Consider the following 21,254-nt stretch of genomic DNA (forward strand, 5'->3'; position numbering starts at 1 on the left):
GATGGCCACGAAGCGCAAGGTGAACAACCTGCTCGCGCTCGCCGTGCTGTCGGTGATCGTGCAACGGCCGATGCACCGCTACGAGATCGCTGCCACCCTGCGCGCGCACGGCAAAGACAAGGACATGGACATCAAGTGGGGCTCGCTCTACACGGTGGTCCAGAACATGGCCAAGGCCGGTTTCCTCGAGGTCGTCGGTAGTGAGCGGGACGGCGCGCGACCGGAGCGGGTGATCTACCGGATCACCGACGCCGGGCGCGCCGAGATGGCCGATTGGACCAGGGAACTGCTCGCCTCGCCGGAGCCCGAACACCACCGGTTCACCGCAGGCCTCTCGGTGCTCGCCGTGCTCCCGCCGGACGAGGTGATCGAACTGCTCGGCCGCCGGGTCACGGCGCTGGAGCAGGTGATCGACCGCACCAGGACCGACCTCGCCGGGCTGGCGGGCACCCTGCCGCGGCTGTTCGTCGTCGAGTCCGAATACGGGCTGGCGATGCTGGAAGCCGAAGCGCGATGGGCCCGTTCGCTGCGCGACGAACTCCGCGCCGGCACGTTCGACGGCCTGCAGATGTGGCGGCAGTGGCACGCCGAAGGGATGCCCGCCGACCGGATTCCCGAACTCGCCGAAGGGGGGAACGACCGGATTCACCCCGAATAGACCCTCGGTCCGGTGCGGTGCGGCAACACCCCACCGGACCGAGGCAACCGTCCCGACACCCGTGTTCACACGCATGCGCGCACCCGGCTGGCGAGGCTGGCACCCACACAATAGCCCGGGTGACGCAGACACAGATCTGGAGATCACCCATGTCCACCACTCGTTCCGCACTCGTCATCGGCGGCGGCATCGCCGGTCCCGTCGCGGCTACCGCCCTGCGCAAGGCGGGGATCGACGCCCACGTCCACGAGGCCTACTCCGGGCCGTCGGAGGGGATCGGCTCCGGGCTCGCGCTGGCCCCCAACGGGGTCGCCGCCCTGGATCTGCTCGGCGCGGGCGATGCCGTGCGCCGGATCGCGCTGCCCGTGGCCGGGATGCGGCTCGCCGTCGGCGGCCGCGAACACGTCCTGCCGGTACTCGCCGATCAGCCGCCCCTGCAGGTCGTCGACCGCGGTGCGCTGCACCGGGTCCTGCACGATCACGCGGTCGCCGCCGGTGTGCCCTTCAGTTACGGCAAGCGGCTGGTCCGGGTCGACGAGCAGTCCACCGGGGTCACCGCCCACTTCGCCGACGGCAGCACCGCCACCGCCGACATCCTGATCGGCGCCGACGGCATCCGCTCGACCGTCCGCGGACTCATCGATCCGGGCGCGCCGGGCCCCGGCTACACCGGCATGCTCGGTTTCGGCGCCCGGCTCGACTACGAACTCGACCTGCCCGACGACACCATGGTCTTCGCGTTCGGCGCCAAGGCCTACTACCTGTATTGGAAGGAAGCGCAGGGCCGGGTCACCTGGGGCGCCAACCTGCCGAGCAAGCGGTACCTCTCGCTGACCGAGGCCCGCGCGGTCCCCGCGACGGAGTGGCTGCGGGTGCTGCGCGAGACCTATGCCCCCGACACACCGGGCGGCGAGTTCGCCCGCCGCACCACCGCCGAGACCCTGGAGATCACCGGCGCGTTGCATATCATGCCGCCGGTGCCGCACTGGTACCGCGACCGGATGGTGCTGGTCGGCGACGCCGTGCACGCGCCGTCGAACAGCTCGGGGCAGGGCGCGTCGCTGGCCATCGAGAGCGCCGTGCAACTGGCCCGCTGCCTGCGCGACCGCGACACGCCGAGTGCGGCGTTCGCCGCCTATGAGCGGTTGCGGCGCACCAGAGTGGAGTCGATCACCGCCCGCGCGGCCAAGATCAACCACAGCAAGACGCCAGGCCCGTTCGCGCGCCGGATGATGAACGCGATGATGCCGCTGATGGTCAGAACCGTGATGAACCCCGAGAAGACCATGGGGGACGAGCGCAGGTATCGCATTGATTGGGATGCGCCGGTTCAGCGGGAACCGGCCGCGAAGTCCTGATCCGGCATCCGGTTCGGGCACCGGGGCGGGAGCGGCTAGCTCCGCTCGGCCGCCCCGGTGCCGACCGCGACACGCCGGGCGAGCCGCCCACGGTGGATCCAGGCGAAGGCGGTGACGCACAGGAGCAACCACCACACCCCGAAGATCCAACCGGCGAGCACATCGGTGCACCAGTGCACGCCCAGGTAGATCCGGGACATGCCCACCGCGATCGGGAACAGCACAGCGAACACGGTGGCCGCCAGGCGCGTCGGCCGGTGCCGCAGGCCCGGGATCACGGTGAGCGCCACGATGCCGATCACCACGGTGCTGCCGAGGGTGTGGCCGGAGGGATAGGACAGGCTCGGCTCCTCCATCAGCCGGGTCACCTCGGGCGGGCGATGCCTGCCGACGAGCTGCTTGACGACCACCACCAGGACTCCGGCGCCCACCGAGGCCACCGCGACCAGCAGCGCGTTCGGCAGGTCCCGGCGGGCGGCGAACCAGCAGATGACCACCGCGGCCAGGATGGTCATCGACAGCGTGTCACCCAGATCGGTGACGATCCGCGCGATCGAGGTCAGCGGCTCGCCGCGGTGCGCGAGCATCCAGTCGAGCACCCGTGGATCGAGGCCGATGATGCCCGCGTCGTTGTCGACCTGCCAGGTGAGCGCCGTGACGAGCACGGCGCCCGTGGCCAGCAGTGCCGCCGCGAGCGGCATCCGGTGCCCGAGCGACGACCACGCGGGGGCACGGGTCGGGGTTGGTGGGGAGGCGATCGGCATAACTACCAGATTGCCAGGTGCGGCCTCAGGCTTCGAAGACGACGGTGTTGCCCGCCACATCCCGTGTTCCGGCGACCTTCTTGATCGCTTTCACCAGGTCGGCGACACACTCCCAGGTGCGTGGCGGCTCGGCCTCGATGTTGCCGATGGTGTACCAGGTGTCGGTACCGCGGTAGCGGACGAGACCGCGGCCCGCGTCGTCGAGCATGACGTCGAGTTCGCCGGACACCGTCCCTTCCTCTTCGGTCATGACGGCGCTGTCGGCGGTGATCTCGATCGTCTCGCTTATTTGAACTCTCCTCGTCGGGAGCAGTCCTCGACTGCGGTGCGCAACGCGGTGTGCTCGGCGGTGTCAACGGTCAGCGCGTACTTTATCTTGACCTTCACGTAGTGCTCGACATAGGCACACCGGAATTCGCCGGGCGGCAGATAGTTCGCCGGATCCTGATCACCCTTGGAGCGATTGGCCGACGGGTCGGCGGCGACCAGGTTCAGTGCGTCGTTGGCGATGCGGCGGCGAGTGTCCTCGTCGCGGTCGGCCGCGCCGGAACGCCAGGCCTCGGCGAGCGCGACGATGTGCTCGGCATCGACCTTGGACGGGTCGGTGATGAACTTGTAGGGCCCGAGCTGACCGGTCTTCTTGTCGACGAAGCCGTAGTGGTCCTGCCAGCCCGCACCCGCGGGTACCGACAGTTCACAGGATTTCGGGTCGAGGGTGACCCCGCCGGTCGCGTCGCGCAGCATCATCACCTCCCGGCTGGTGCATTTGGCGTACTGCGCCAGGTCGCCGGTGAAACCGTGTTCGGGCTTGTTGGTGTCCCAATGCGGGAACTCGTCCCGGGAATAGCCCGTCATCGAGCCTTCCTTCGCGACGACGAGGGTTGCGATCATGTCGCCGATCTCCTTGCCCGACACCGTGATCGCACTCGCCGGGCCGGGGCCTGGGGCGGTGGGGCTCACCGTGTCGAGTAGCGAATTGGTCACCGTCAGTACCACCGCGAGCACGACCGCCCCGGCCAGGGCGAGCACCGCCCGGCCGAGGGGAGAGCCACTGATCGAGGACCACTTCATGCCCGTACCACCCACACTTCGTCGAAAATGAACCGGCACAACCTAACGGCCGCAGGCGGCACCGTATCCGATTGTCGGCTATGACCTTCGGCACAGGACAGTGCAATGTGATTGCGGCTCAATAGCGTTCACCTATCGACGGAGGTGACCTAGGCGAGCGAGCGGTAAACCCAGGGTGACAGATGTCACGTCCGGGTGGGTGTCAGTCCGGCAGGGTGCCGCTCTCCGGCGGAATCCCGGTGTCCAGGAACTGGATCAGCCGCGCGATCCGGGCGGCATGGTCGACGCATCGCTGGAACTGACTGCCGAGCAGGGCCAGATCGATTGCGGTGCCGCTGTCGATCCCGGATTCGTGGGCGGTCAGCGTGGTGCGCAACTGCCCGCACAGCGCTTCCATGGTCGCCGCCGCCGCGGCGCCGTCGTCGGCGGGGAAGCTTCCGGTCGCCACCGAATTGCTCACCTGGGCAACGCTTTCCGCGGCGAGGGTGCCCATCGACACCAGCTCGGCCACAATCGGTTCCGGCGCCACCCGATCGGGGTGCGCGCGGTAGACGTACTGGCCCGCGGTCTCGGTGCGCCTGCCGATGCGCGAGAGCTCACCGGCGACCTGGATGGTGGTGACCACATGGCGCAGATCGCGGGCGACCGGCGCCTGCAGCGCGAGCAGTGCCATGGTGCGGTGCTCGCAGGTGGCGAACATCTGCTGGAGCCGCTCGTCGATGGCGAAGACCTCGTAGGTCACGGTGAGATCCGCGGCGGCTAGTGCCTCGGTGATTCGCTCGGTCGCATCGTGGGCGAGGCGAGACATCAGGGTGAGATCGTTCGACAACGCGACGAGCTCGAGGGTGAACTGGGTCCGCACGGCCTGCATTGTTCCGCATCGGGGCGGCCGGTGGAATCCATCGGCGATCTTTCGGGTCGCGCTTGCCGGGCCCGCGCATGCCGACCTGGAACGATGGAGATCATGATCGCCGCATTGACGACCAGATGGACCATCCTCCTCCCCTTTCTCGCCGCCCTGCTGCTCACACTCACCTGGGGGCGGTCGGTGCCGGGGGCGGTGGTCGCGGTGGTGAGTGTCGCGCTGGTCGGTGTGGTGCTCGCCGCGGTGTATCACGCCGAGGTGGTCGCGCACCGGGTCGGCGAACCGTTCGGCTCGCTGATCCTCGCGGTGGCGGTGACGGTGATCGAGGTGGCGCTGATCGTGACCATGATGATCTCCGGCGGCGAGAAATCGGCCTCGCTGGCGCGCGACACCGTGTTCGCCGCGGTGATGATCACCTGCAACGGCATCTTCGGGTTGGTGCTGCTGGTCGGCGCGTTACGCAGGCGGGTGGCCGTGTTCAACTCCGAGGGCACCGGCGCGGCACTGGCGACCGTCGCGACCCTGGCCACGCTCAGTCTGGTGCTGCCCACCTTCACCACCAGCCTGCCCGGCCCGGAGTTCTCCACCGCGCAGCTGGCCTTCGCCGCGGTCGCCTCGCTGGCGCTGTACCTGCTGTTCGTGATGATGCAGACGGTGCGGCACCGCGACGATTTCCTTCCGGTGGAGGACGCGGGCGCGGTCATCGAGACCGATCCGCACGATTCGGCCCCGACCAACCGGGCCGCGCTGGTCAGTCTCGGGCTGCTGCTGCTCGCCTTGATCTGCGTGGTCGGGCTGGCCAAGGTGGTCTCGCCCGCGCTGGAATCGGCGGTGGCCTCGGCCGGGCTGCCGCCGTCGGCCGTCGGTGTGGTGATCGCGATGCTGGTGTTGCTGCCCGAGACGCTGGCCGCGGTCAACGCGGCGCGGCGCAATCAGGTGCAGATCGGGCTGAATCTGGCGATGGGCTCGGCGATGGCGAGCATCGGCCTCACCATCCCGGTGATCGCGGTGGCCACGATTTGGCTGGAGGGGCCGCTGATCCTGGGTCTCGGCGCGACCCAGATGGTGCTGCTCGCCCTCACGGTGGTGGTGAGCACGCTGACGATCGTGCCGGGGCGCGCCACCCTGTTGCAAGGTGGTGTGCACCTGGCGGTGTTCGCGGCCTTTGTGTTCCTGGCCGCAAGTCCGTAATGCGGGTGGGTCAGATCACATAAACAATCGTTCTGTCCGCGGAACCGCAGAAAAGCGACGAGCGTCACCACCCCGAAATTTTGTTGTGACGCAGAGTACCGGTTAGCTTGCTGGAGTTGGCACCGACGCCGAAGCCAGAGAGTGCGGTATGAAAACCACCATGCCCCGCGCTTCGCGAGCGGGCCGGGGGCATCGCTGATGTCCACCGATCTGCACTCCGCGAAGCCGGATTCCGCCACCCGGATCGTCCGCAAGAATTTCACCGACACCATCGTGTCGTCCCTGCGTACCTTCGGGCGGGCCGTCGATCTCGCCAAGGAATCGGTCACCGGCTCGGTCACCGACGCCGCGCGCGGTCAGTTCCAGTGGCGCGAGACCCTCATCCAGGCCTGGCGGCTGATCACGGTCACCGCGATCCCCGCGATCCTGATGGCGATCCCGTTCGGCGTGATCGTCTCGCTGCAGGTGGGCAATCTGATCCACAGCCTCGGCGCGGACTCGATGCTCGGCGCCACCGGCGGTCTCGGCGTCATCAAGCAGGGCGCGCCCATCGCCACCGGCTTCCTGCTCGGTGGCGCCGGCGCGGCGGCGATCGCGGCCGACCTGGGCGCGCGCACCATCCGCGAGGAGATCGACGCGCTCAACACCATGGGCATCAGCCCGGTGCACCGGCTGGTGATCCCGCGGATGGCGGCCATGCTGATCGTCGCCCCGATGCTCAATGTGCTCATCATCTTCGTCGGCGTGATCGCCGGCTATGCGGTCGCCGTCGGTGGTCAGGGCGTGACCCCCGGCAGCTACTGGTCGACCTTCGGGTCCTTCGCCACCGTCGGTGACGTGTGGGTGTCGCTGCTCAAAGCCTTGATCTTCGGCTTCCTCGTCGTCGTCATCGCCTGCCAGCGCGGGCTGGAAGCCAAGGGCGGACCGCGCGGAGTCGCCGACGCGGTGAACGCGGCCGTCGTGCTCTCGGTGGTCTCGATCGCCATCGTGAACCTGCTCGGCACGCAGATCAGCGCCATGTTCCTCCCGACGAAGCTGGCGTGATGGCTGCCTCCTCCTATCTCCCCACCTCACTGCACTGGCTGCGCGGCCCAGCGCGCCTCGGCAAGCGCGTCGCCTCGGCAGGCGAATCGCTCGGCTTCATCGCTGTGTTCGTCTGGCAGGTGCTGTCCTCGGTGCCGCTGACGCTGCGCCGCTACCGCGACGAGACGCTGCGCGCGGTCACCGACATGACCTGGGGCCGCGGCTCGATCATCGTCGGCGGCGGCACCGTCCCGATGATGATCGTGCTCGGCCTGGTGATGGGCGCCTCGGTTGGCGTCGAATCCTTCGCCTCGCTGGACATGCTCGGCATGGGCCCGGTGACCGGCGTCATCTCCGCCTACGCCACCACCCGTGAGCTCGCGCCGATCGCGGCCGCCATCGGCTTCGCCGCCCAGGCGGGCTGCCGGATCACCGCCGAGATCGGCTCGATGCGCATCTCCGAGGAGATCGACGCGATCGAGGCGCTCGGCCTGCGCTCGGTGCCGTTCGTGGTGACCACCCGCGTCATCGCGGGCGCCATCGCCATCGTGCCGACCTTCCTGATCGCGCTGATCCTGTCCTACGCCGCCTGCCGCGGGCTGCTCACCATGGTCTACGGACAGTCGGCCGGGGTGTACGACCACTACTTCTTCCAGTTCGTCTCCGGCTTCGACATGATCGCCGCCGTCATCAAGGTCGCCGTGTTCGGCACGGTGGTGATCCTGGTGCACAGCTACTTCGGCTTCTTCGCCACCGGCGGACCGGAGGGGGTCGGCATCGCGTCCGGTCGCGCGGTGCGGGCCAGCTCGGTGGCCATCGTCGCCATCGACATGGTGCTGTCGATCATGCTGTGGGGCTTCAACTCGGCGATCAGTTTTACGGGGTGAGCTAGTGCCTAACTATGGAATGCCCGGTGTCGCCGCCGATCGGCGCACCTCGCGCCGGACCGGCGCGGTCATCCTCGGCCTCATCGCCGTTGTCGTGCTCGCCACCGTGGCCTATCGCAACCTGCGCACCGAGGAGGGACTGCGGATCGCGCTGCACACCGAGCAGCTCGGCGACGGGATCGGCGCGGGCAGCCAGGTCCGCATCGACGGGGTGACCGTGGGCGAGGTCGCCGAGGTGACCCCCGGCGAGCGCGGCACCCAGCGGATCGCGCTGCTGCTCGACGGCGACCGGCTGCACGGCATCGACGACAGCCTCGCTGTCGACTACGCGCCGACCAACCTGTTCGGTATCGCCGAGATCGAGCTCCGGCGCGGTGGTGGCGGCAACCCGCTGCGGGAGGGCACGGTTCTCGATTTCACCGGTGCCAACGCGGGCCGGGTCTACGACGCCACGATGAGCGCGATCCTGCGCAGCCTCTCCCAGGTCGGCATGACCGTGACCAGCCCGCAGATGGCGACCGTGATCTCCCAGCTGGCCGCCGACTTCAAGGCCTTCACCCCGCTGGTCCAGGCGCTGATCACGGTAGCGAAGACCATCGCCGACAATCAGGATGTCGCGCCGTCGGAGCTGTTCGGCAGGCTCGGCCCCGCGTTCGAGGGCGGTGGCCAGTTCGCGGGCGCCACCATGCAGGTGCTCGACCGGCTCAGCGAAATCAAGATCACCCAGGTCGACAAGGACCGCTACGACATGGGCGTCGGCGTGATCGGCGGCAGCATCCTGCCCGCGCTGACCACCACGCTGAGCACCGCGGGCGGCCACTTCGCCGAGACCACCGACATGCTCGCCCCCATGCTGTACGCGTTGGCCCAGATGTCGCCCAACTCCCGGCAGGCCGGCGCCGATCTGCGGGCGCTGCTGACCAATCTGCGCGGCGCCATGCCCGACGGCCCGGACGGCCCTGTCCTGAACCTCGACGTCGAGCTCAGCGGCGTGCCCGCCATCGCGGTGCCGCTGTTCGGAAAGGCCGGTGCCTGATGAAGGTCGGTGGTGTCGCCCTGCGGCTCGGTGTGTTCGCGCTGGTCATGCTGGCCGTGCTCGGGCTCGTCTTCACCCTGATCAAGCGGCCGGTCGCCGGTGACACCGTGGCACACGACGCGCTGTTCACCGATGCCAACGGCCTCAAGGTCGGCAACGACGTGCGGATGTTCGGGGTCCAGGTCGGCAAGATCGAGAAGATCGGGCTGGAAGGCGACAAGGCCAAAGTGTCGCTCACGGTGAAGACCGACACCCCGATCTACGACAACAGCAAGTTGGCCATCCGATACCAGAATCTCACCGGTCAGCGCTATATCGACCTGCAGCAGGCGCCCAACCCGGGCACGCCGATCCCGGCGGGCGCGAGAATCGGTGCGGATATGACCGTCCCGTCCTTCGACGTGACCAGCCTGTTCAGCGGACTCAAGCCGGTGCTGGCCACGCTGTCGCCGGAGGCGATCAACCAGTTCACCGCCAGCATGCTCGCCGTCATCGAGGGTGACGGCAGCGGTCTCGGGCCCGCGCTCACCGCGATCGACGAGCTCGCGAGCTACGCGCAAGACCGCCAGCAGGTGATCGACACCCTGATCCGCAACCTGTCGACGCTGGGGGATCGGCACGGCGGCCGGGTCGGCTACCTGCTGCCGCTGCTGGCCCGGCTCACCGACATCTTCGAGGCGATGCAGCGCAATATCGGCGGTGTCGCGCAGTTCGCGGCTACCGCGCCGTCGGTGCTCGCGCCGGTCGACCGGCTGCTGGCCGGACTCGGTCTCGTCGAGGGCGGCGGCGCCGATGTCGACGCCATGATCCGCGGACTGTTCCCGAACCCCCAGGAAGCGGTCGACGTGTTCGTGCGCCTGCCCGGTCTGCTGGCCACCGTCGACGCCTCGCTTTCGCGCGATTTCACCGACTTCACGCCGCACTGCAGCAACGGAGCCGCCGAGGTGCCCGCGCCGCTGCAGGTGCTGATCGCCGGACAGAAGGTGACGATATGCAACGGCTGAGGCTCTTCTCGGGCGATCGCCCGATCATGGACGAGGCGACCAAGCGTGCCCGTGAACTGCGCATGGGCATCATCGGCCTGAGCTTGGTCGTGCTGTTCATCGTCGGCGCGGGCATCGTCTACGTGGTGCCGTTCGGCAAGCACACCTACACCGCCGAACTCGCCGAGGCGCAGTCGGTGCGCGAGGGCGACGATGTGCGGCTGGCCGGTATCTCGGTCGGCAGCGTCACCTCGCTGGCACTGAAGCCGGACAAGGTGGTCATGGAGTTCACCGTCGACCGCGACGTTTTCGTCGGTGACCAGACCTCGCTCGACATCAGGATGCTCACCGTGGTCGGCGGCCACTACGTCGCGCTGTACCCGGCGGGCTCCCGGCCGCTCGGCGAGGAGCCCATCCCCGCCGACCGGATCCGCCTGCCCTACAGTCTGATCGAGACCTTCCAGGACGCCACCACTCCACTCGCCGCCGTCGACGGTGACACCGTGCGCGAGAACCTGGCCGCCGCGAGCTCCGCCATCGAATCCTCGCCGGAGGCCCTGCGCACCACTCTCGACACCGTCGGCAAGTACGTCGACATGCTCGACCGGCAGCGCTCCCAGGTGTCGACCTCGATCGCGATCCTCGACGAGTACGTCTCCATGTACGACGGCGCCAAGTCCGATCTCGGCAGACTGATGGACAACGTGAACCTGCTCGAGGACGTGCTGCTGGGCCGCAAAGCCGAACTGGCCGAAGCGGTCCGGCTCCTGACCTCGGTGGTGAACCGGCTCGCCACGCTGGCACCGAGCTGGGAATCCACCCTGAAACCGCAGGCGCGGGCACTGGCCGACGCGCTCCCACGGATCCGCGAACTCGAGGGCCGGTTCGCGCCGCTGCTCGCGACCGTGTCGAGCCTGCAGGCCAAGCTCGCCGAGCTGGCCACCCCCGAGGCCGGGATCGTGGTCGACCAGTCCGATGTGTGTGTGCCGCTGCCGGGGAAGGCGTGCTGATGCTGAAACGATTGCTCGCCTCGCAGGCGTTCATGTCGATCGCCGGGGTCGCCGTGCTGGTGGCGCTGGTGATCGGCGGCTACTTCGTCGCCTTCGATCCGCTGAAGAAGACCGAATCCTATTGCGCGCTCATGCCCGACGCGATCGGCCTCTACCCGGGCAATCACGTCACCATGCGCGGCATCGATGTCGGCGCGGTGACCGCGGTGCGCAACGAGGGCGCCAAGGTGCGGGTCGAATTCGAAGTCGACGCCGAATATCCGGTCCACGCCGACGCTTCCGCGACCACCGTGGCGTATTCCGTTGCCGCCGACCGCAATCTGGCCGTTCTCACCACCGGCGAGGACACCACCCCGCTCGGTGACGCGTGCATCACCAAGACACTGACGCCCAAGAGCATCACCGAAACCCTCACCGCGCTGGCGAGCCTGTCCGAACAGCTCTCCGGCGCCGAAGCGGGCCAGCCGACCGCGCTCGTCGACGGCCTGGCCTCGCTGGACCGGGCCACCCAGGGCGTCGGCCCGACGGTCAACGAGCTGGTGCACAAACTCGGTTCGGCCATGAACCAGCCCGACGCCGACATCGGCCATCTGGCGGGGCTTTTCGACGCCTTCGCCTCGGTCTCGAATCGCGTCGCCGCCAACTGGGGCGACCTGCAAACGATGCTGGTCCGGCTGGCGCCGCTGCTGAACCAAGCCTCCGACGATCTGCTCGGCCCGGCGACCTCGCTGTTCGACGGTCTCGGCGAGCTGCTGCCGATGCTCAACGACCTCACCGTCATCCTGGGTGACCCGCTGCTCGGGGCGCTCGACAGCACCGTCGGGCTGGTGAAGTTGCTGCGCGCCGACGTCGGTTCGCTGCGCGAGGTGGTGCTGAAGATGCCCGCCCTGACCTCGGCGTTCCAGAGCGTGGCAGGCGGCACGACGATCACCTACGCCCCGCCGAAGGTGGCGCTGCCCGCCACCGAGGCCGACCAGGTGTGCGCCGCGGTGAACGCGGCGGTTCCCGGGCAGTGCCAGGACCCGGCGCTCGGGCTGACCGATGTGAACCTCGTCCAGCTGGTGCTGGGAACGGCAGGTGCCCGATGATCAGGCGAAAGAGTATGCGGCGCGGTGTGATCGCGCTGGTGGTCGTGGCCGGTCTCGCGGTCGGCGGCTGCGGCTTCGACCCCGCCGACGTGCCGGTGCCCGGTTCCGCCGTCAGCGGCCCCACCTACCGGGTGCACATCGAGTTCAGCAGCGCGCTGAACCTGCCCGCGAAATCCAAGGTGATCGCCAACGGCGCCGAGATCGGCACCGTCGACGATGTCCGGGTGGTCCAGCCCGCCGACGCGCCCGCGGGCCGCGGCGGCTACGTGATCGTCGACGCCGACATCCGCGCGTCGGTGCAGCTGCCCGCGCGCACCATCGCCGAGCTGCGCCAGGACACCATCCTCGGCGACATCCACGTCGCGTTGACCACCCCGCGCGACGGCTTCGGCACTCTGCTGCGCGACGGCGGCACCATCGGCATCGACCAGACGAAGAACCCGGTCCAGCTCGAGGACACCATGGCGACCATGGCGCTGTTCGTGCAGGGCGGCGCCGTCGGCCAGTTGCAGGAGATGATCGGCCGGGTGAACTCGGTGATGCCGCGCGACCCGGCCGAGACCGCGCGCATCTCGGCGGTCATGGGTGCCGACGCCGCCGATCTGGCCGCCAACCTGGACCAGATCGACCTGCTGGTCAACGGCCTCGCGTCCAATGCCGAGGTGATGGTCGGCATCGAAGCGGAACTCACGAACATCCTCACGCCGGAGGCCGTCCGGTCGCTGTCGGGTACCCAGGACTCGATCGCCAGGACGATGACCATCTTCCAGGCGCTAGGCCCGGTCGGTTCCTCGCTGACCTGGCTCGCTCCGATCGCGGGCGCGGGCGACGCGGCCGCGACCGCGTTCCTGCCGCTGGCCACCGGCGGCTCGGCCGACCTGCGCTCGTCCACGAACATGGCGCTGCTCACGGCGCTGCTGCGGGACAAGGTGATTCCCTTCGCCGAGCGCGGACCGAAGGTGAACGTCACCGGCGTTCGGGTGTCCGAGGACGAGCAGATCGAGCAGATCGTCACCGCGCTGCGGATGATCGGAATGGTGCGATGAAGACCGGTGCCCTTGCCTCGCTCGGCGGCATCGCCGCCATCACCGTGCTCGGCGCGAGCTATCTGACCTTCGGCGTGGTGCGGGTCGACCCGTTCGCCGACTTCACCGAGGCCTCGATCGAGCTGGCCGACTCCGGCGGCCTCAGCGTCGGCTCGCCGATCCTGCTGACCGGGATCGAGATCGGCGAGGTCACCGCCGTCGCCACCGCGGCGACCGGCGGTGTCGAGGTCGGTTTCCGGTTCGGCGCCGAGCACAAGGTGCCGATGAGCAGCGTCGTCACCGTCGAGCACCTGTCCTCGCTCGGTGAGCCGTACGTGCAGTTCGTGCCGCGCGACGGTGCTGGACCGTACCTGAGCGACGGGCAACGGCTGGCGGGGGAGAACGTGCGGACCCCGATATCGATTCCCGAGGTCGCGCGGCTGGTCACCAAGACAGTGGAGCAGCTCGACCCCGCGGTCGTCGGTTCGCTGGTCGACACGCTCGGCCAGGCCATGACCGGGACCGAGAACGTCATCCCCGAACTGGCGCGCGCCGGTGACCTGCTGGCCGCCGCGATCATGAGTCGCGCGCCCGCGATCGCCGAACTGCAGAACAACTTCGAGTACGTTTCCGGCGATATCGCCTGGGCCGGACCGGCCACCTCGGCGGCCGCGCCCGCGTTCGTGCGGCTGAGTCAGGTGATCGACGAGTTCGTCGAATCGGTCGGCCGGGCCACTGCCGCCGGCGGGGGCGACCCGGAGATGTACCTGCGCGACGGTGGCCTCGTGCCCTTCCTCGAGGAGCTCACGGCCGAGCTGAACGAGATCGGCCCCGAGCTGTCGGCTCTGCTGCCCGGCCTGCGGCCACTGACCGAGTCGATCACCGCCACCGGTCCCCAGCTGGATCTGAGCACCCTGATCGCGCAGGCCCTGCACAACACCGACGCCGACGCGATCAAGGTCAGGGTCGCGATCAAGTAAACATCCGGCAACCGCCGAATATACGTATGCGCCCTGGCCAGGGCAGTCTGCTCGACCGGACCGGCCGAAGAGCAACCGTGCGGTAGCCTGCTGGACAGGGGAGGTCCATGTCCGCGGGCGAAGGCGGTGCGATGGCAGAGAGCAGCAGAACCCGGGTGATCGCGATCGCGGCGGTACTGGCCGCGCTGCTCGCGCTGGTCGTCGCGCTCGGCCTGATCATGCGGGCGAACCAGGGTGACGAGAACGACAAGCTCGACGAGAACGGCGTCGGCACGCCGACCTCGGACGGGTACGCCGATCAGCCGGTGGGATTCGCCCCGCCGTGGCCGGCGCGCCGGGTCGGCGGCAACTGCTCGGCGGGCGGCATCGTCGCGCACTGGCAGGTCGACGACGGCGCCTGGACCTGCACAGTGACCACTCCGGATGCGGCCGTCCCGCCCGCCCCCGCGCCGCCGCCCCCACCGCCCCCGGAACCCGTACCGGTCTACGAACCACCGCCCCCGGTCTACGAACCGCCGCCGCCGGTGTATGTCCCGCCGCCGCCCCCGCCGGAACCCGAGCCGGAGATCATCCCGGTTCCGGCGCCGCCGCCCCCCGCGCCGCCACCACCTCCGGTCATCCAGCTGCCGTTCCCGCTGCCGCCGATCGTGCTTCCGCCCGCGGCTGCTGTCCTGCCCTGACCTGCGCATAGTTCCCGAGCCGGGATGTGCGCGGCGGGGCGGTGCGAGATCTGCCGGTGGGCACCGGCCCGGTGCCAAGTCGTGGGATGCGCGGTCCTCGGTCGGCCGCGTATCGGCGCGTCGACGGCCCGATGGCCGCCGCGGTCGGTGAGACTTTCGCCCATGGACCAGCTGGTGCTCACTCTGGTGATCCTGCTCGCCGCGGTGCTCGCCGAGCCGCTCGGCGGGCGGACCGGCGTGGCGCCGTCGATCCTGATGACGGTCTTCGGCTGCCTGCTGGCGCTGATCCCGGCGGTGCCGAGCCTGAACATCCCGCCCGAACTCATTCTCCCGCTTGTCCTGCCGCCGCTGCTCTACGCCGCCGCCCGGCGCACCTCGTGGCGCCAGTTCGCCGAGAACTGGCAGATCATCGCGTTGCGCGCGGTCGGGCTGGTGATTGTCACCGCGATCGCGGTCGCCGCGGTGTTCCACGCCTGGAACCCGGCGACCGCGGTCGCGGCGGGGCTGGTGCTCGGCGCGCTGGTCGCCCCGCCCGACCCGGTCGCCGCCACCTCGATGGCGGGCAGGCTCGGGCTGCCGCGCAGGCTCATCGTCACCCTCGGCGGCGAAGGCCTGTTCAACGACGTCACCGCGATCGTCATCTACACCGTCGGCATCCAGGCGGTGGTGACCGGGCTGTTCTCGCCGTGGCACGCGCTCGGCGAGTTCGTCGTGGCCGCCGTGGTCGGGCTCGGCGTCGGTCTGCTGCTCGGCTGGCTCGGCAGCAGGCTCACCCGCTACCTCGACAACGCCACCTGCCAGGTGGCGCTCAGCCTGCTGCTGCCGTTCGTCGCCTACGGGGTCGCCGAGCACTGGGCAGGCTCGGCGGTGCTCGCGGTACTGGTGTGCGCGCTGTATCTGACCGATGCGGTCACCGAGATCGGCGACCGCGAGTACCGGCTGGTGGCCGACGCGTTCTGGGATATCGCCGAGATGCTCATCACCGGCTTCGCGTTCGCGCTGATCGGGCTGGAACTGCGCGTCGTCCTGGCCGCGGTCGGCCCGGACTGGGCGGCGCTGGCGGGCGTCACCGCGACCGTGATCGCGGTCGTCGTGCTGCTGCGGCTGGTCTGGCTGCTTGCCACGCTGGCGCTCGGCGGGCAGCTGCGGCGCTCCGCCGACGACGCGTTCACCTGGCGGGAGGTGGTCGTCACCTGGTGGGCGGGAATGCGCGGCGTCGCGACGGTGGCGCTGGCGCTGGCCGTGCCGTTCACGATCGCCTCCGGCGCCGATTTCCCCGCGCGCTCGCAGATCCTGTTCATCGCCTTCGCGGTGGTGCTGTTCACCCTGCTCGTGCAGGGCCCGACGTTGCCGCTGATCGTCCGGCTCACCGGCGTGCACGCCGACACCAGGCGGGAACGCGAGGTCGAGAGACAGCTGTGGACCAGGGTCATGCACGCCGAGCTAGCCGAGCTGGAGCGGATCGCGGCCCGCGACGCGCTGCCCGCCGACGTCTACGACGAGCTCAGGGACCGGCTGCGGCAGATCTCGGCGAAGGCCGACCCGGAGGCGGCCGACGCCGACGCCAAGGCCGCGCTCGACATCGAACGCAAGTTCGCCGCGCAGATGGGTGCGGTCAGGGCCGCCGTTGTCGAGGCGGGCCGCCGCGAGGCGCTCGCCGCGCGCAGGGAGCCGGGGATGCCGCCCGAGGTGGTCGACCGGGTCACCCGCAGGCTCGACCTCGGCCCGACGCGCTGACCGCTCACCCGCCGACGACGGTATCGGTCACGGTGCCGACGGCATAGGTGATCGCCATGGCCAGCGCACCGCCGATTACCACCCGCAGTACGGCTCTACTGCGCCTGCTGCCGCCGAGCCGCGCGCTCACCGACCCGGTCAGCGCCAGCGCGAGCAGTACCGCGGCGAAGGTCACCGGCACCCGCCACTGCGCGGGCGGCACTACGATCGCCACCAGCGGCAGCAGCGCGCCGCAGGTGAACGCCACCGCCGAGGACGCGGCCGCGGCCCACGGGTTGGTCAGCTCGTCGGGATCGAGTCGCAGTTCGGCCTCGGCGTGCGCGGCGAACGCGTCGTGCGCGGTCAGCTCCTCGGCGACCTGGCGCGCGGTCGCCGGGCTCAAGCCCTTCGCCTGATAGATCTCGGTCAGCTCGGTCAGTTCGTAGTCCGGGTAGGTGGCCAGCTCCATGCGCTCCGTGGCCAGCAGTGCCCGCTCGGAGTCGCGCTGGGTACTCACCGAGACGTACTCGCCCGCGGCCATCGAGATCGCGCCCGCGACGAGGCCGGCCACGCCGGCGGCCAGGATCGTGCTCGGGTTGTCGGTGGTCGCGGCGACACCGACGACGAGGCCCGCGGTGGACACGATCCCGTCGTTGGCGCCGAGCACTCCGGCGCGCAACCAGTTCAGCCGGGACGCGAGTCCCTCCGCGTGGGGTTCGTGCGGATGGTTGGCCGATGACGAATCCTGCACCCGGCCAGCTTAATCGGATACGGGCGGATTCGGCTCGCGCCGCGCTGAGATCAGCCGCCGGACTTCGTGCCGGGTTCCGCGCAATGCTGGTTCACGAAAGCCTTGACGTATCCGGCGGATTGGCGCACATACATCCATGACCAGAACTCCAGGCCGGATTCGGTGGGACTGGCGACCATGGTGATCTCGCCGTCGAAGCACTGCCCGATGATGTAGCGGGCGCGCGAGATGTGCGGGGTGAAGGTGACCACGATGATGTGGCGCCAGCCGTAGATTTCGGCCCGCCGGGCGATTTCGCGTGCCTCGCCGTCGGTGCTCCACGGCTCCGGCACGAAGCACGAGACACGGAAGGCGAACCGCCCGCCGCAATACTTGTCCATCATCGGATCGTCGGCACCGGTGGACTGGGAGATCAGCACCTCGGGGGCATAGCCACGCTGGGCGAGCTCGATCCCGAGGTCGAAGCGCTCGTAGGGGGTGCCGCCCAGGACGACGATCACATCGGCCCTGCGCAGCGGGTCGAGTTGCGGATCGACGAACACCGGCCGGCCCGCCACCGCCGCGGCCACGGTGAGGACGAAGACGCCGACGAGCGTCCAGCCCGCCCGGCGAAAGATCGACACTGCATCGAGGATAGGCCAGACACGGCACACTGGAGCACATGACCGACTCCGCCGTTGCCCCCGAACACCTCGACGTCGTCATCGTCGGCGCCGGACTGTCCGGCATCGGGGCCGCCTACCGGCTGCAAACCGACCACCCGCACCGCAGCTACGCCATCCTCGAGGCCCGCGCCACGCTCGGCGGGACCTGGGACCTGTTCCGCTACCCGGGCATCCGCTCCGATTCGGATATGTTCACCCTCGGCTACCCGTTCAAGCCGTGGCGCGCCGCCAAGTCCATCGCCGACGGGGCGTCGATCCTGGACTACATCCGCGAGACCGCCGAGGAGAACGGGATCGACCGGCGGATCCGATTCGGGTCGCGGGTGATCGGCGCCGACTGGTCTTCCGCGCAGGGGCACTGGCGGCTCACCATCGCCCACGAGGGTGAAGACGGCCCCGAGCTGAGCACCCTGACCTGCGGGTTCCTCTACACCTGCGCCGGATACTACGACTACCAGCAGCCGCACGACCCGGAGTTCGCCGGCCGCGCCGACTTCGCGGGCACCGTCGTGCACCCGCAGTTCTGGCCCGCCGAGCTGGATGTGCGCGACAAGCGGATCGTCGTCATCGGCAGCGGCGCTACCGCGGTCACGCTGGTGCCATCGCTGGCCGCCGAGGCCGAGCACGTCACCATGCTGCAGCGCACCCCCAGCTGGATCAGCGCCGTCCCCGGCCGCGATAAACAGGCCGACAAGATCCGCGAACTGCTGCCCGCCGGCCTCGCGCACCGGGTGATCCGCACCAAGAACATCCTGTTCAACATCGGCTTCTACCAGTACTGCCGTCGTCGGCCCGCCGCCGCGCGCAAGCTGCTGACCGGCCTGGCCACCCGCATCCTGAAGGACGAACGTCTGGTCGCCGAGCACTTCACCCCCGACTACGACCCGTGGGATCAGCGCCTGTGCGCCGCCCCGGACGCCGACTTCTTCAAGGCCATGAAGAAGGGCAAGGCCACCGTGGTCACCGACCGGATCGCGGAGTTCGTCCCCGAGGGCATTCGCCTGGAATCGGGCAAAGTGCTGCCTGCCGACATCGTCGTCACCGCCACCGGCCTGCGGTTGCTCGCGTTCGGGGGTATCGCGCCGTCGGTGGACGGCAACCCGGTCGAGCTCTCCGAACAGTTCGTCTGGCAGGGTGCCATGCTCACCGGCCTGCCCAACTTCGCGATCTGCGTCGGCTACACCAACGCCTCGTGGACGCTGCGGGCCGACCTCACCTCGCGCCTGGTCTGCAAGGTGCTCGCCCACCTCGACCGCACCGGCGCCGTCGCGGTGGTCCCCGATCCGAAGGGCACGCTCGGCAAGCGGCCGCTGCTCGATCTGAACGCGGGTTATATCCAGCGCTCGATCGCCGCGTTCCCGCGTCAGGGCGACCGGCATCCGTGGCGGGTGCGGCAGAACTATCTGCTCGACGCACTGTTCACCCTGCGGACCGACCTCGGCAAGACCCTGCGCAGGGTCGAACGGGTCGGCGAGTTCACCCGCAACGGGTGAGGCGCGCGGTCGGTCCGCTTCCCTACCGTCGGTATGTGCCGTGGTGGCACGTCGGTTGACGTGAGGGAAAGGCCGAGCGATGACGACGAACCAGAATCAGCATCCAGTCCGCGAAGGTATCGCGGCGGGCACTTCCATCGGCGCCGGAATCATCCTGGCCGTGGTGGGTGTCCTGCAGATCCTCCAGGGAATCTCGGCGGTCGCCAAAGACGATCTGATCGTCGTCGGCCCCGAGTACCTCTACCAGTTCGACCTCACCGCCTGGGGGTGGTGGCATATCGTCTTCGGCGCGATCGCGGTGATCATCGCGATCGGTCTGCTGGCCGGGCAGACCTGGGGCCGGGTGGCGGCCATGGTGATCGCGGCGCTGTCGATCGTGGCGAACTTCCTGTGGCTGCCGTACTACCCGTGGTGGTCGATCCTGGTGATCGTGCTCGATGTGGTCGTGATCTGGGCGGTTGCCACCTGGCGTCCGAACGACGCCTGAGCGCCGCCGCTCCGTTGACGCTGTCGCCCCGGGCCGGTTCGGGGCGACAGCGTCGTGTCAGTAGCCGAGTGGTGGCTCGGCGGTGTCGGCCTCGCGCAGGGTACCGACGAGGTGCTCGGACAGGCGCTCGCCGAGCAGCGCCAGCTCGGCCTTCTGCGGCGCGTCCAGCCCGTCCAGCACCAGCCGCCGCACCGCGACCAGGTAGTCCGGCATCGCCTCGGTGACCTTGGCCAGCCCGCCAGCGGTGAGAACCGCGTCGACCCCGCGCCCCGATTCGGCCGCTTCCCGCCGGACCCAGCCCACCCGCTCCAGCTTGGACACCACATGGGAGAGCCGGGAGATGGAACCGTGCCCCCGCTCCGCGAGCGTGCTCAGCCGCATTCGGTGCTCAGGTGCCTCCCTCAGCAACGTCATGACCCGGTACTCGAAGTGGGTCATCCCGAACTCGCGCTGCAGCCGGGAGTCGAGCGCACTCGGCACCCGCATCGCCAGGGTGACCACCGCGCTCCACGCACGGCGCTCGACCGAGTCGAGATCGTCCGTCACCTCGGCCTCCTTCCACCCGACGGTTAACCAGAAAATTGCTGACGGTGCGCAAACTGTATATCGGGCGCGGTGGCATGTCCACGTGTCGAGCATCATGTCACCAGGTAAACGGCATATAGAAGATCGAACTCGAGCTGGACGAATGATCAATTGCCAGCTGGTCGCCACAGTGCGGCGGCACGGTTGGGTCGCTTGTCGCGACGGCCGAGCACGCCCGATCTCGCCGGCTACACACCCCTGACCTGCGGAAACGCCGAGCCGTCCAGGCGATTTGACTTCCCGTTCGCGGCTGCGTAACTTATTTCGAGTCAGAGCGACACGGACACAGTCCGCCGAGCGCCTGGCAATCATCTGGCCAGTACCACTTCTACCGAACTTGCTTCGGTGCGGTTGTCTGCGCTAGGTTGGAACAGTTGCCCTGCGGAACCCCCTGCGAATAGTTGTGGGTGTTCTGCTTGTGCGTGTGTTCTTTGAGAACTCAATAGTGTGTCGATGAATGTCAGTGCCAATATTTTTATTGGTTCCGCTTCTCATACCCCCCGGTTGGGAAGTTGGACATTTTTGAACAACAGCGAATCTTTTTGCTGGTGTTCGGTTTTGCTAGGTTTTCGGACTCTAGTCTTTTGATTGTTCTGATTCGCCCCTTTTGTGGGTGTTTCGAGAGTCTTCAACGGAGAGTTTGATCCTGGCTCAGGACGAACGCTGGCGGCGTGCTTAACACATGCAAGTCGAGCGGTAAGGCCCTTCGGGGTACACGAGCGGCGAACGGGTGAGTAACACGTGGGTGATCTGCCCTGTACTTCGGGATAAGCCTGGGAAACTGGGTCTAATACCGGATATGACCTTCTCTCGCATGGGGGTTGGTGGAAAGATTTATCGGTACAGGATGGGCCCGCGGCCTATCAGCTTGTTGGTGGGGTAATGGCCTACCAAGGCGACGACGGGTAGCCGGCCTGAGAGGGCGACCGGCCACACTG

General features: G+C 68.8%; 22 protein-coding genes and 1 rRNA gene. 16 read left to right on the forward strand and 7 right to left on the reverse strand.

Features of this window, described 5'->3' with window-relative positions; genetic code table 11:
• Position 1 precedes the first annotated feature (1 nt).
• Both ACFOW8_RS09560 and ACFOW8_RS09565 read left to right on the forward strand, forming a co-directional pair.
• Positions 2-658 (forward strand): PadR family transcriptional regulator, encoded by a 657-nt coding sequence (locus tag ACFOW8_RS09560; RefSeq protein WP_378548772.1) that lies wholly within the window; start codon positions 2-4, stop codon positions 656-658.
• 149 nt (positions 659-807) lie between these two features.
• Positions 808-2,016 (forward strand): FAD-dependent monooxygenase, encoded by a 1,209-nt coding sequence (locus tag ACFOW8_RS09565; protein ID WP_378548775.1) that lies wholly within the window; start codon positions 808-810, stop codon positions 2,014-2,016.
• 35 nt (positions 2,017-2,051) lie between these two features.
• On the opposite strand, the gene ACFOW8_RS09570 is transcribed toward ACFOW8_RS09565, so the two are convergent.
• The 4 genes from ACFOW8_RS09570 to ACFOW8_RS09585 all read right to left on the reverse strand — a co-directional run bounded on the left by ACFOW8_RS09570 (position 2,052) and on the right by ACFOW8_RS09585 (position 4,722).
• On the reverse strand, positions 2,052-2,780 hold the full coding sequence (locus tag ACFOW8_RS09570) for a phosphatase PAP2 family protein (protein WP_378548778.1): 729 nt from the start codon (positions 2,778-2,780) through the stop codon (positions 2,052-2,054).
• Positions 2,781-2,805: 25 nt separating this feature from the next.
• Positions 2,806-3,030, reverse strand: coding sequence for a hypothetical protein (locus ACFOW8_RS09575; protein WP_378548781.1), 225 nt, complete (start codon positions 3,028-3,030; stop codon positions 2,806-2,808).
• A gap of 35 nt (positions 3,031-3,065) precedes the next feature.
• Complete coding sequence (locus ACFOW8_RS09580; RefSeq protein WP_378548784.1) at positions 3,066-3,851, reverse strand: HNH endonuclease family protein; 786 nt, start codon at positions 3,849-3,851, stop codon at positions 3,066-3,068.
• Between the two features lie 202 nt (positions 3,852-4,053).
• Positions 4,054-4,722 (reverse strand): phosphate signaling complex PhoU family protein, encoded by a 669-nt coding sequence (locus ACFOW8_RS09585; protein WP_378548787.1) that lies wholly within the window; start codon positions 4,720-4,722, stop codon positions 4,054-4,056.
• A 93-nt stretch (positions 4,723-4,815) separates the two neighbouring features.
• Between ACFOW8_RS09585 and ACFOW8_RS09590 the strand changes: the two genes are divergently transcribed.
• From ACFOW8_RS09590 to ACFOW8_RS09640, 11 genes are all read left to right on the forward strand, one after another.
• Positions 4,816-5,907 (forward strand): calcium:proton antiporter, encoded by a 1,092-nt coding sequence (locus ACFOW8_RS09590; RefSeq protein ID WP_378548790.1) that lies wholly within the window; start codon positions 4,816-4,818, stop codon positions 5,905-5,907.
• Between the two features lie 198 nt (positions 5,908-6,105).
• The gene (locus tag ACFOW8_RS09595) at positions 6,106-6,951 is read left to right on the forward strand and encodes an MlaE family ABC transporter permease (RefSeq protein ID WP_378548793.1); all 846 of its coding nucleotides are present in this window, start codon (positions 6,106-6,108) and stop codon (positions 6,949-6,951) included.
• On the forward strand, positions 6,951-7,817 hold the full coding sequence (locus ACFOW8_RS09600; protein WP_378548796.1) for an MlaE family ABC transporter permease: 867 nt from the start codon (positions 6,951-6,953) through the stop codon (positions 7,815-7,817). The genes ACFOW8_RS09595 and ACFOW8_RS09600 overlap by 1 nt, the downstream gene beginning before the upstream one ends.
• Before the next feature lie 4 nt (positions 7,818-7,821).
• Positions 7,822-8,853, forward strand: a complete 1,032-nt coding sequence (locus ACFOW8_RS09605; protein WP_378548798.1) for an MlaD family protein — start codon at positions 7,822-7,824, stop codon at positions 8,851-8,853.
• Positions 8,853-9,857, forward strand: coding sequence for an MlaD family protein (locus ACFOW8_RS09610; protein WP_378548801.1), 1,005 nt, complete (start codon positions 8,853-8,855; stop codon positions 9,855-9,857). Before ACFOW8_RS09605 ends, ACFOW8_RS09610 begins: the two co-directional genes overlap by 1 nt.
• The gene (locus tag ACFOW8_RS09615) at positions 9,845-10,846 is read left to right on the forward strand and encodes an MlaD family protein (protein WP_378548804.1); all 1,002 of its coding nucleotides are present in this window, start codon (positions 9,845-9,847) and stop codon (positions 10,844-10,846) included. The genes ACFOW8_RS09610 and ACFOW8_RS09615 overlap by 13 nt, the downstream gene beginning before the upstream one ends.
• Positions 10,846-11,934 (forward strand): MlaD family protein, encoded by a 1,089-nt coding sequence (locus ACFOW8_RS09620; protein ID WP_378548807.1) that lies wholly within the window; start codon positions 10,846-10,848, stop codon positions 11,932-11,934. Before ACFOW8_RS09615 ends, ACFOW8_RS09620 begins: the two co-directional genes overlap by 1 nt.
• Positions 11,931-12,980 (forward strand): MlaD family protein, encoded by a 1,050-nt coding sequence (locus tag ACFOW8_RS09625; RefSeq protein WP_378548810.1) that lies wholly within the window; start codon positions 11,931-11,933, stop codon positions 12,978-12,980. Before ACFOW8_RS09620 ends, ACFOW8_RS09625 begins: the two co-directional genes overlap by 4 nt.
• The gene (locus tag ACFOW8_RS09630; RefSeq protein WP_378548813.1) at positions 12,977-13,939 is read left to right on the forward strand and encodes an MlaD family protein; all 963 of its coding nucleotides are present in this window, start codon (positions 12,977-12,979) and stop codon (positions 13,937-13,939) included. The genes ACFOW8_RS09625 and ACFOW8_RS09630 overlap by 4 nt, the downstream gene beginning before the upstream one ends.
• A 131-nt stretch (positions 13,940-14,070) precedes the next feature.
• On the forward strand, positions 14,071-14,619 hold the full coding sequence (locus ACFOW8_RS09635; protein ID WP_378548816.1) for a hypothetical protein: 549 nt from the start codon (positions 14,071-14,073) through the stop codon (positions 14,617-14,619).
• Between the two features lie 162 nt (positions 14,620-14,781).
• On the forward strand, positions 14,782-16,356 hold the full coding sequence (locus tag ACFOW8_RS09640; protein ID WP_378548819.1) for a Na+/H+ antiporter: 1,575 nt from the start codon (positions 14,782-14,784) through the stop codon (positions 16,354-16,356).
• Between the two features lie 4 nt (positions 16,357-16,360).
• On the opposite strand, the gene ACFOW8_RS09645 is transcribed toward ACFOW8_RS09640, so the two are convergent.
• Both ACFOW8_RS09645 and ACFOW8_RS09650 read right to left on the reverse strand, forming a co-directional pair.
• Entirely contained in the window at positions 16,361-17,086 is a 726-nt protein-coding gene (locus ACFOW8_RS09645; RefSeq protein WP_378548822.1) for a VIT1/CCC1 transporter family protein, read from the reverse strand.
• 50 nt (positions 17,087-17,136) lie between these two features.
• Positions 17,137-17,709 carry a YdcF family protein gene (locus ACFOW8_RS09650; protein WP_378548825.1) on the reverse strand — a complete coding sequence of 191 codons (573 nt, stop codon included), beginning with the start codon at positions 17,707-17,709 and terminating at the stop codon, positions 17,137-17,139.
• 38 nt (positions 17,710-17,747) lie between these two features.
• On the opposite strand from ACFOW8_RS09650, the gene ACFOW8_RS09655 reads away from it, so the two are divergent.
• On the forward strand, positions 17,748-19,244 hold the full coding sequence (locus ACFOW8_RS09655) for a flavin-containing monooxygenase (RefSeq protein ID WP_378548828.1): 1,497 nt from the start codon (positions 17,748-17,750) through the stop codon (positions 19,242-19,244).
• Positions 19,245-19,323: 79 nt separating this feature from the next.
• Positions 19,324-19,731 (forward strand): DUF7144 family membrane protein, encoded by a 408-nt coding sequence (locus ACFOW8_RS09660; RefSeq protein ID WP_378548830.1) that lies wholly within the window; start codon positions 19,324-19,326, stop codon positions 19,729-19,731.
• A gap of 57 nt (positions 19,732-19,788) precedes the next feature.
• Here the strand turns inward: ACFOW8_RS09660 and ACFOW8_RS09665 are convergent, their stop codons facing one another.
• Entirely contained in the window at positions 19,789-20,277 is a 489-nt protein-coding gene (locus ACFOW8_RS09665) for a MarR family winged helix-turn-helix transcriptional regulator (protein ID WP_378548833.1), read from the reverse strand.
• A gap of 667 nt (positions 20,278-20,944) precedes the next feature.
• Between ACFOW8_RS09665 and ACFOW8_RS09670 the strand changes: the two genes are divergently transcribed.
• Positions 20,945-21,254, forward strand: a 16S ribosomal RNA gene (locus ACFOW8_RS09670); the annotation flags it as partial.

This window comes from Nocardia rhizosphaerae (genome assembly GCF_042650365.1).
Classification (GTDB): domain Bacteria; phylum Actinomycetota; class Actinomycetes; order Mycobacteriales; family Mycobacteriaceae; genus Nocardia; species Nocardia rhizosphaerae.

Bases quoted from the DNA above. Each gene is read 5' to 3' on its own strand.
- ACFOW8_RS09560 (WP_378548772.1), top strand. From the start codon at position 2: ATGGCCACGAAGCGCAAGGTGAACAACCTGCTCGCGCTCGCCGTGCTG.
- ACFOW8_RS09615 (WP_378548804.1), top strand. From the start codon at position 9,845: ATGCAACGGCTGAGGCTCTTCTCGGGCGATCGCCCGATCATGGACGAG.
- ACFOW8_RS09635 (WP_378548816.1), top strand. From the start codon at position 14,071: ATGGCAGAGAGCAGCAGAACCCGGGTGATCGCGATCGCGGCGGTACTG.
- ACFOW8_RS09600 (WP_378548796.1), top strand. From the start codon at position 6,951: ATGGCTGCCTCCTCCTATCTCCCCACCTCACTGCACTGGCTGCGCGGC.
- ACFOW8_RS09660 (WP_378548830.1), top strand. From the start codon at position 19,324: ATGACGACGAACCAGAATCAGCATCCAGTCCGCGAAGGTATCGCGGCG.
- ACFOW8_RS09585 (WP_378548787.1), bottom strand. From the start codon at position 4,722: ATGCAGGCCGTGCGGACCCAGTTCACCCTCGAGCTCGTCGCGTTGTCG.
- ACFOW8_RS09575 (WP_378548781.1), bottom strand. From the start codon at position 3,030: ATGACCGAAGAGGAAGGGACGGTGTCCGGCGAACTCGACGTCATGCTC.
- ACFOW8_RS09610 (WP_378548801.1), top strand. From the start codon at position 8,853: ATGAAGGTCGGTGGTGTCGCCCTGCGGCTCGGTGTGTTCGCGCTGGTC.
- ACFOW8_RS09570 (WP_378548778.1), bottom strand. From the start codon at position 2,780: ATGCCGATCGCCTCCCCACCAACCCCGACCCGTGCCCCCGCGTGGTCG.
- ACFOW8_RS09640 (WP_378548819.1), top strand. From the start codon at position 14,782: ATGGACCAGCTGGTGCTCACTCTGGTGATCCTGCTCGCCGCGGTGCTC.
- ACFOW8_RS09630 (WP_378548813.1), top strand. From the start codon at position 12,977: ATGAAGACCGGTGCCCTTGCCTCGCTCGGCGGCATCGCCGCCATCACC.
- ACFOW8_RS09655 (WP_378548828.1), top strand. From the start codon at position 17,748: ATGACCGACTCCGCCGTTGCCCCCGAACACCTCGACGTCGTCATCGTC.
- ACFOW8_RS09565 (WP_378548775.1), top strand. From the start codon at position 808: ATGTCCACCACTCGTTCCGCACTCGTCATCGGCGGCGGCATCGCCGGT.
- ACFOW8_RS09595 (WP_378548793.1), top strand. From the start codon at position 6,106: ATGTCCACCGATCTGCACTCCGCGAAGCCGGATTCCGCCACCCGGATC.
- ACFOW8_RS09620 (WP_378548807.1), top strand. From the start codon at position 10,846: ATGCTGAAACGATTGCTCGCCTCGCAGGCGTTCATGTCGATCGCCGGG.
- ACFOW8_RS09625 (WP_378548810.1), top strand. From the start codon at position 11,931: ATGATCAGGCGAAAGAGTATGCGGCGCGGTGTGATCGCGCTGGTGGTC.
- ACFOW8_RS09580 (WP_378548784.1), bottom strand. From the start codon at position 3,851: ATGAAGTGGTCCTCGATCAGTGGCTCTCCCCTCGGCCGGGCGGTGCTC.
- ACFOW8_RS09590 (WP_378548790.1), top strand. From the start codon at position 4,816: ATGATCGCCGCATTGACGACCAGATGGACCATCCTCCTCCCCTTTCTC.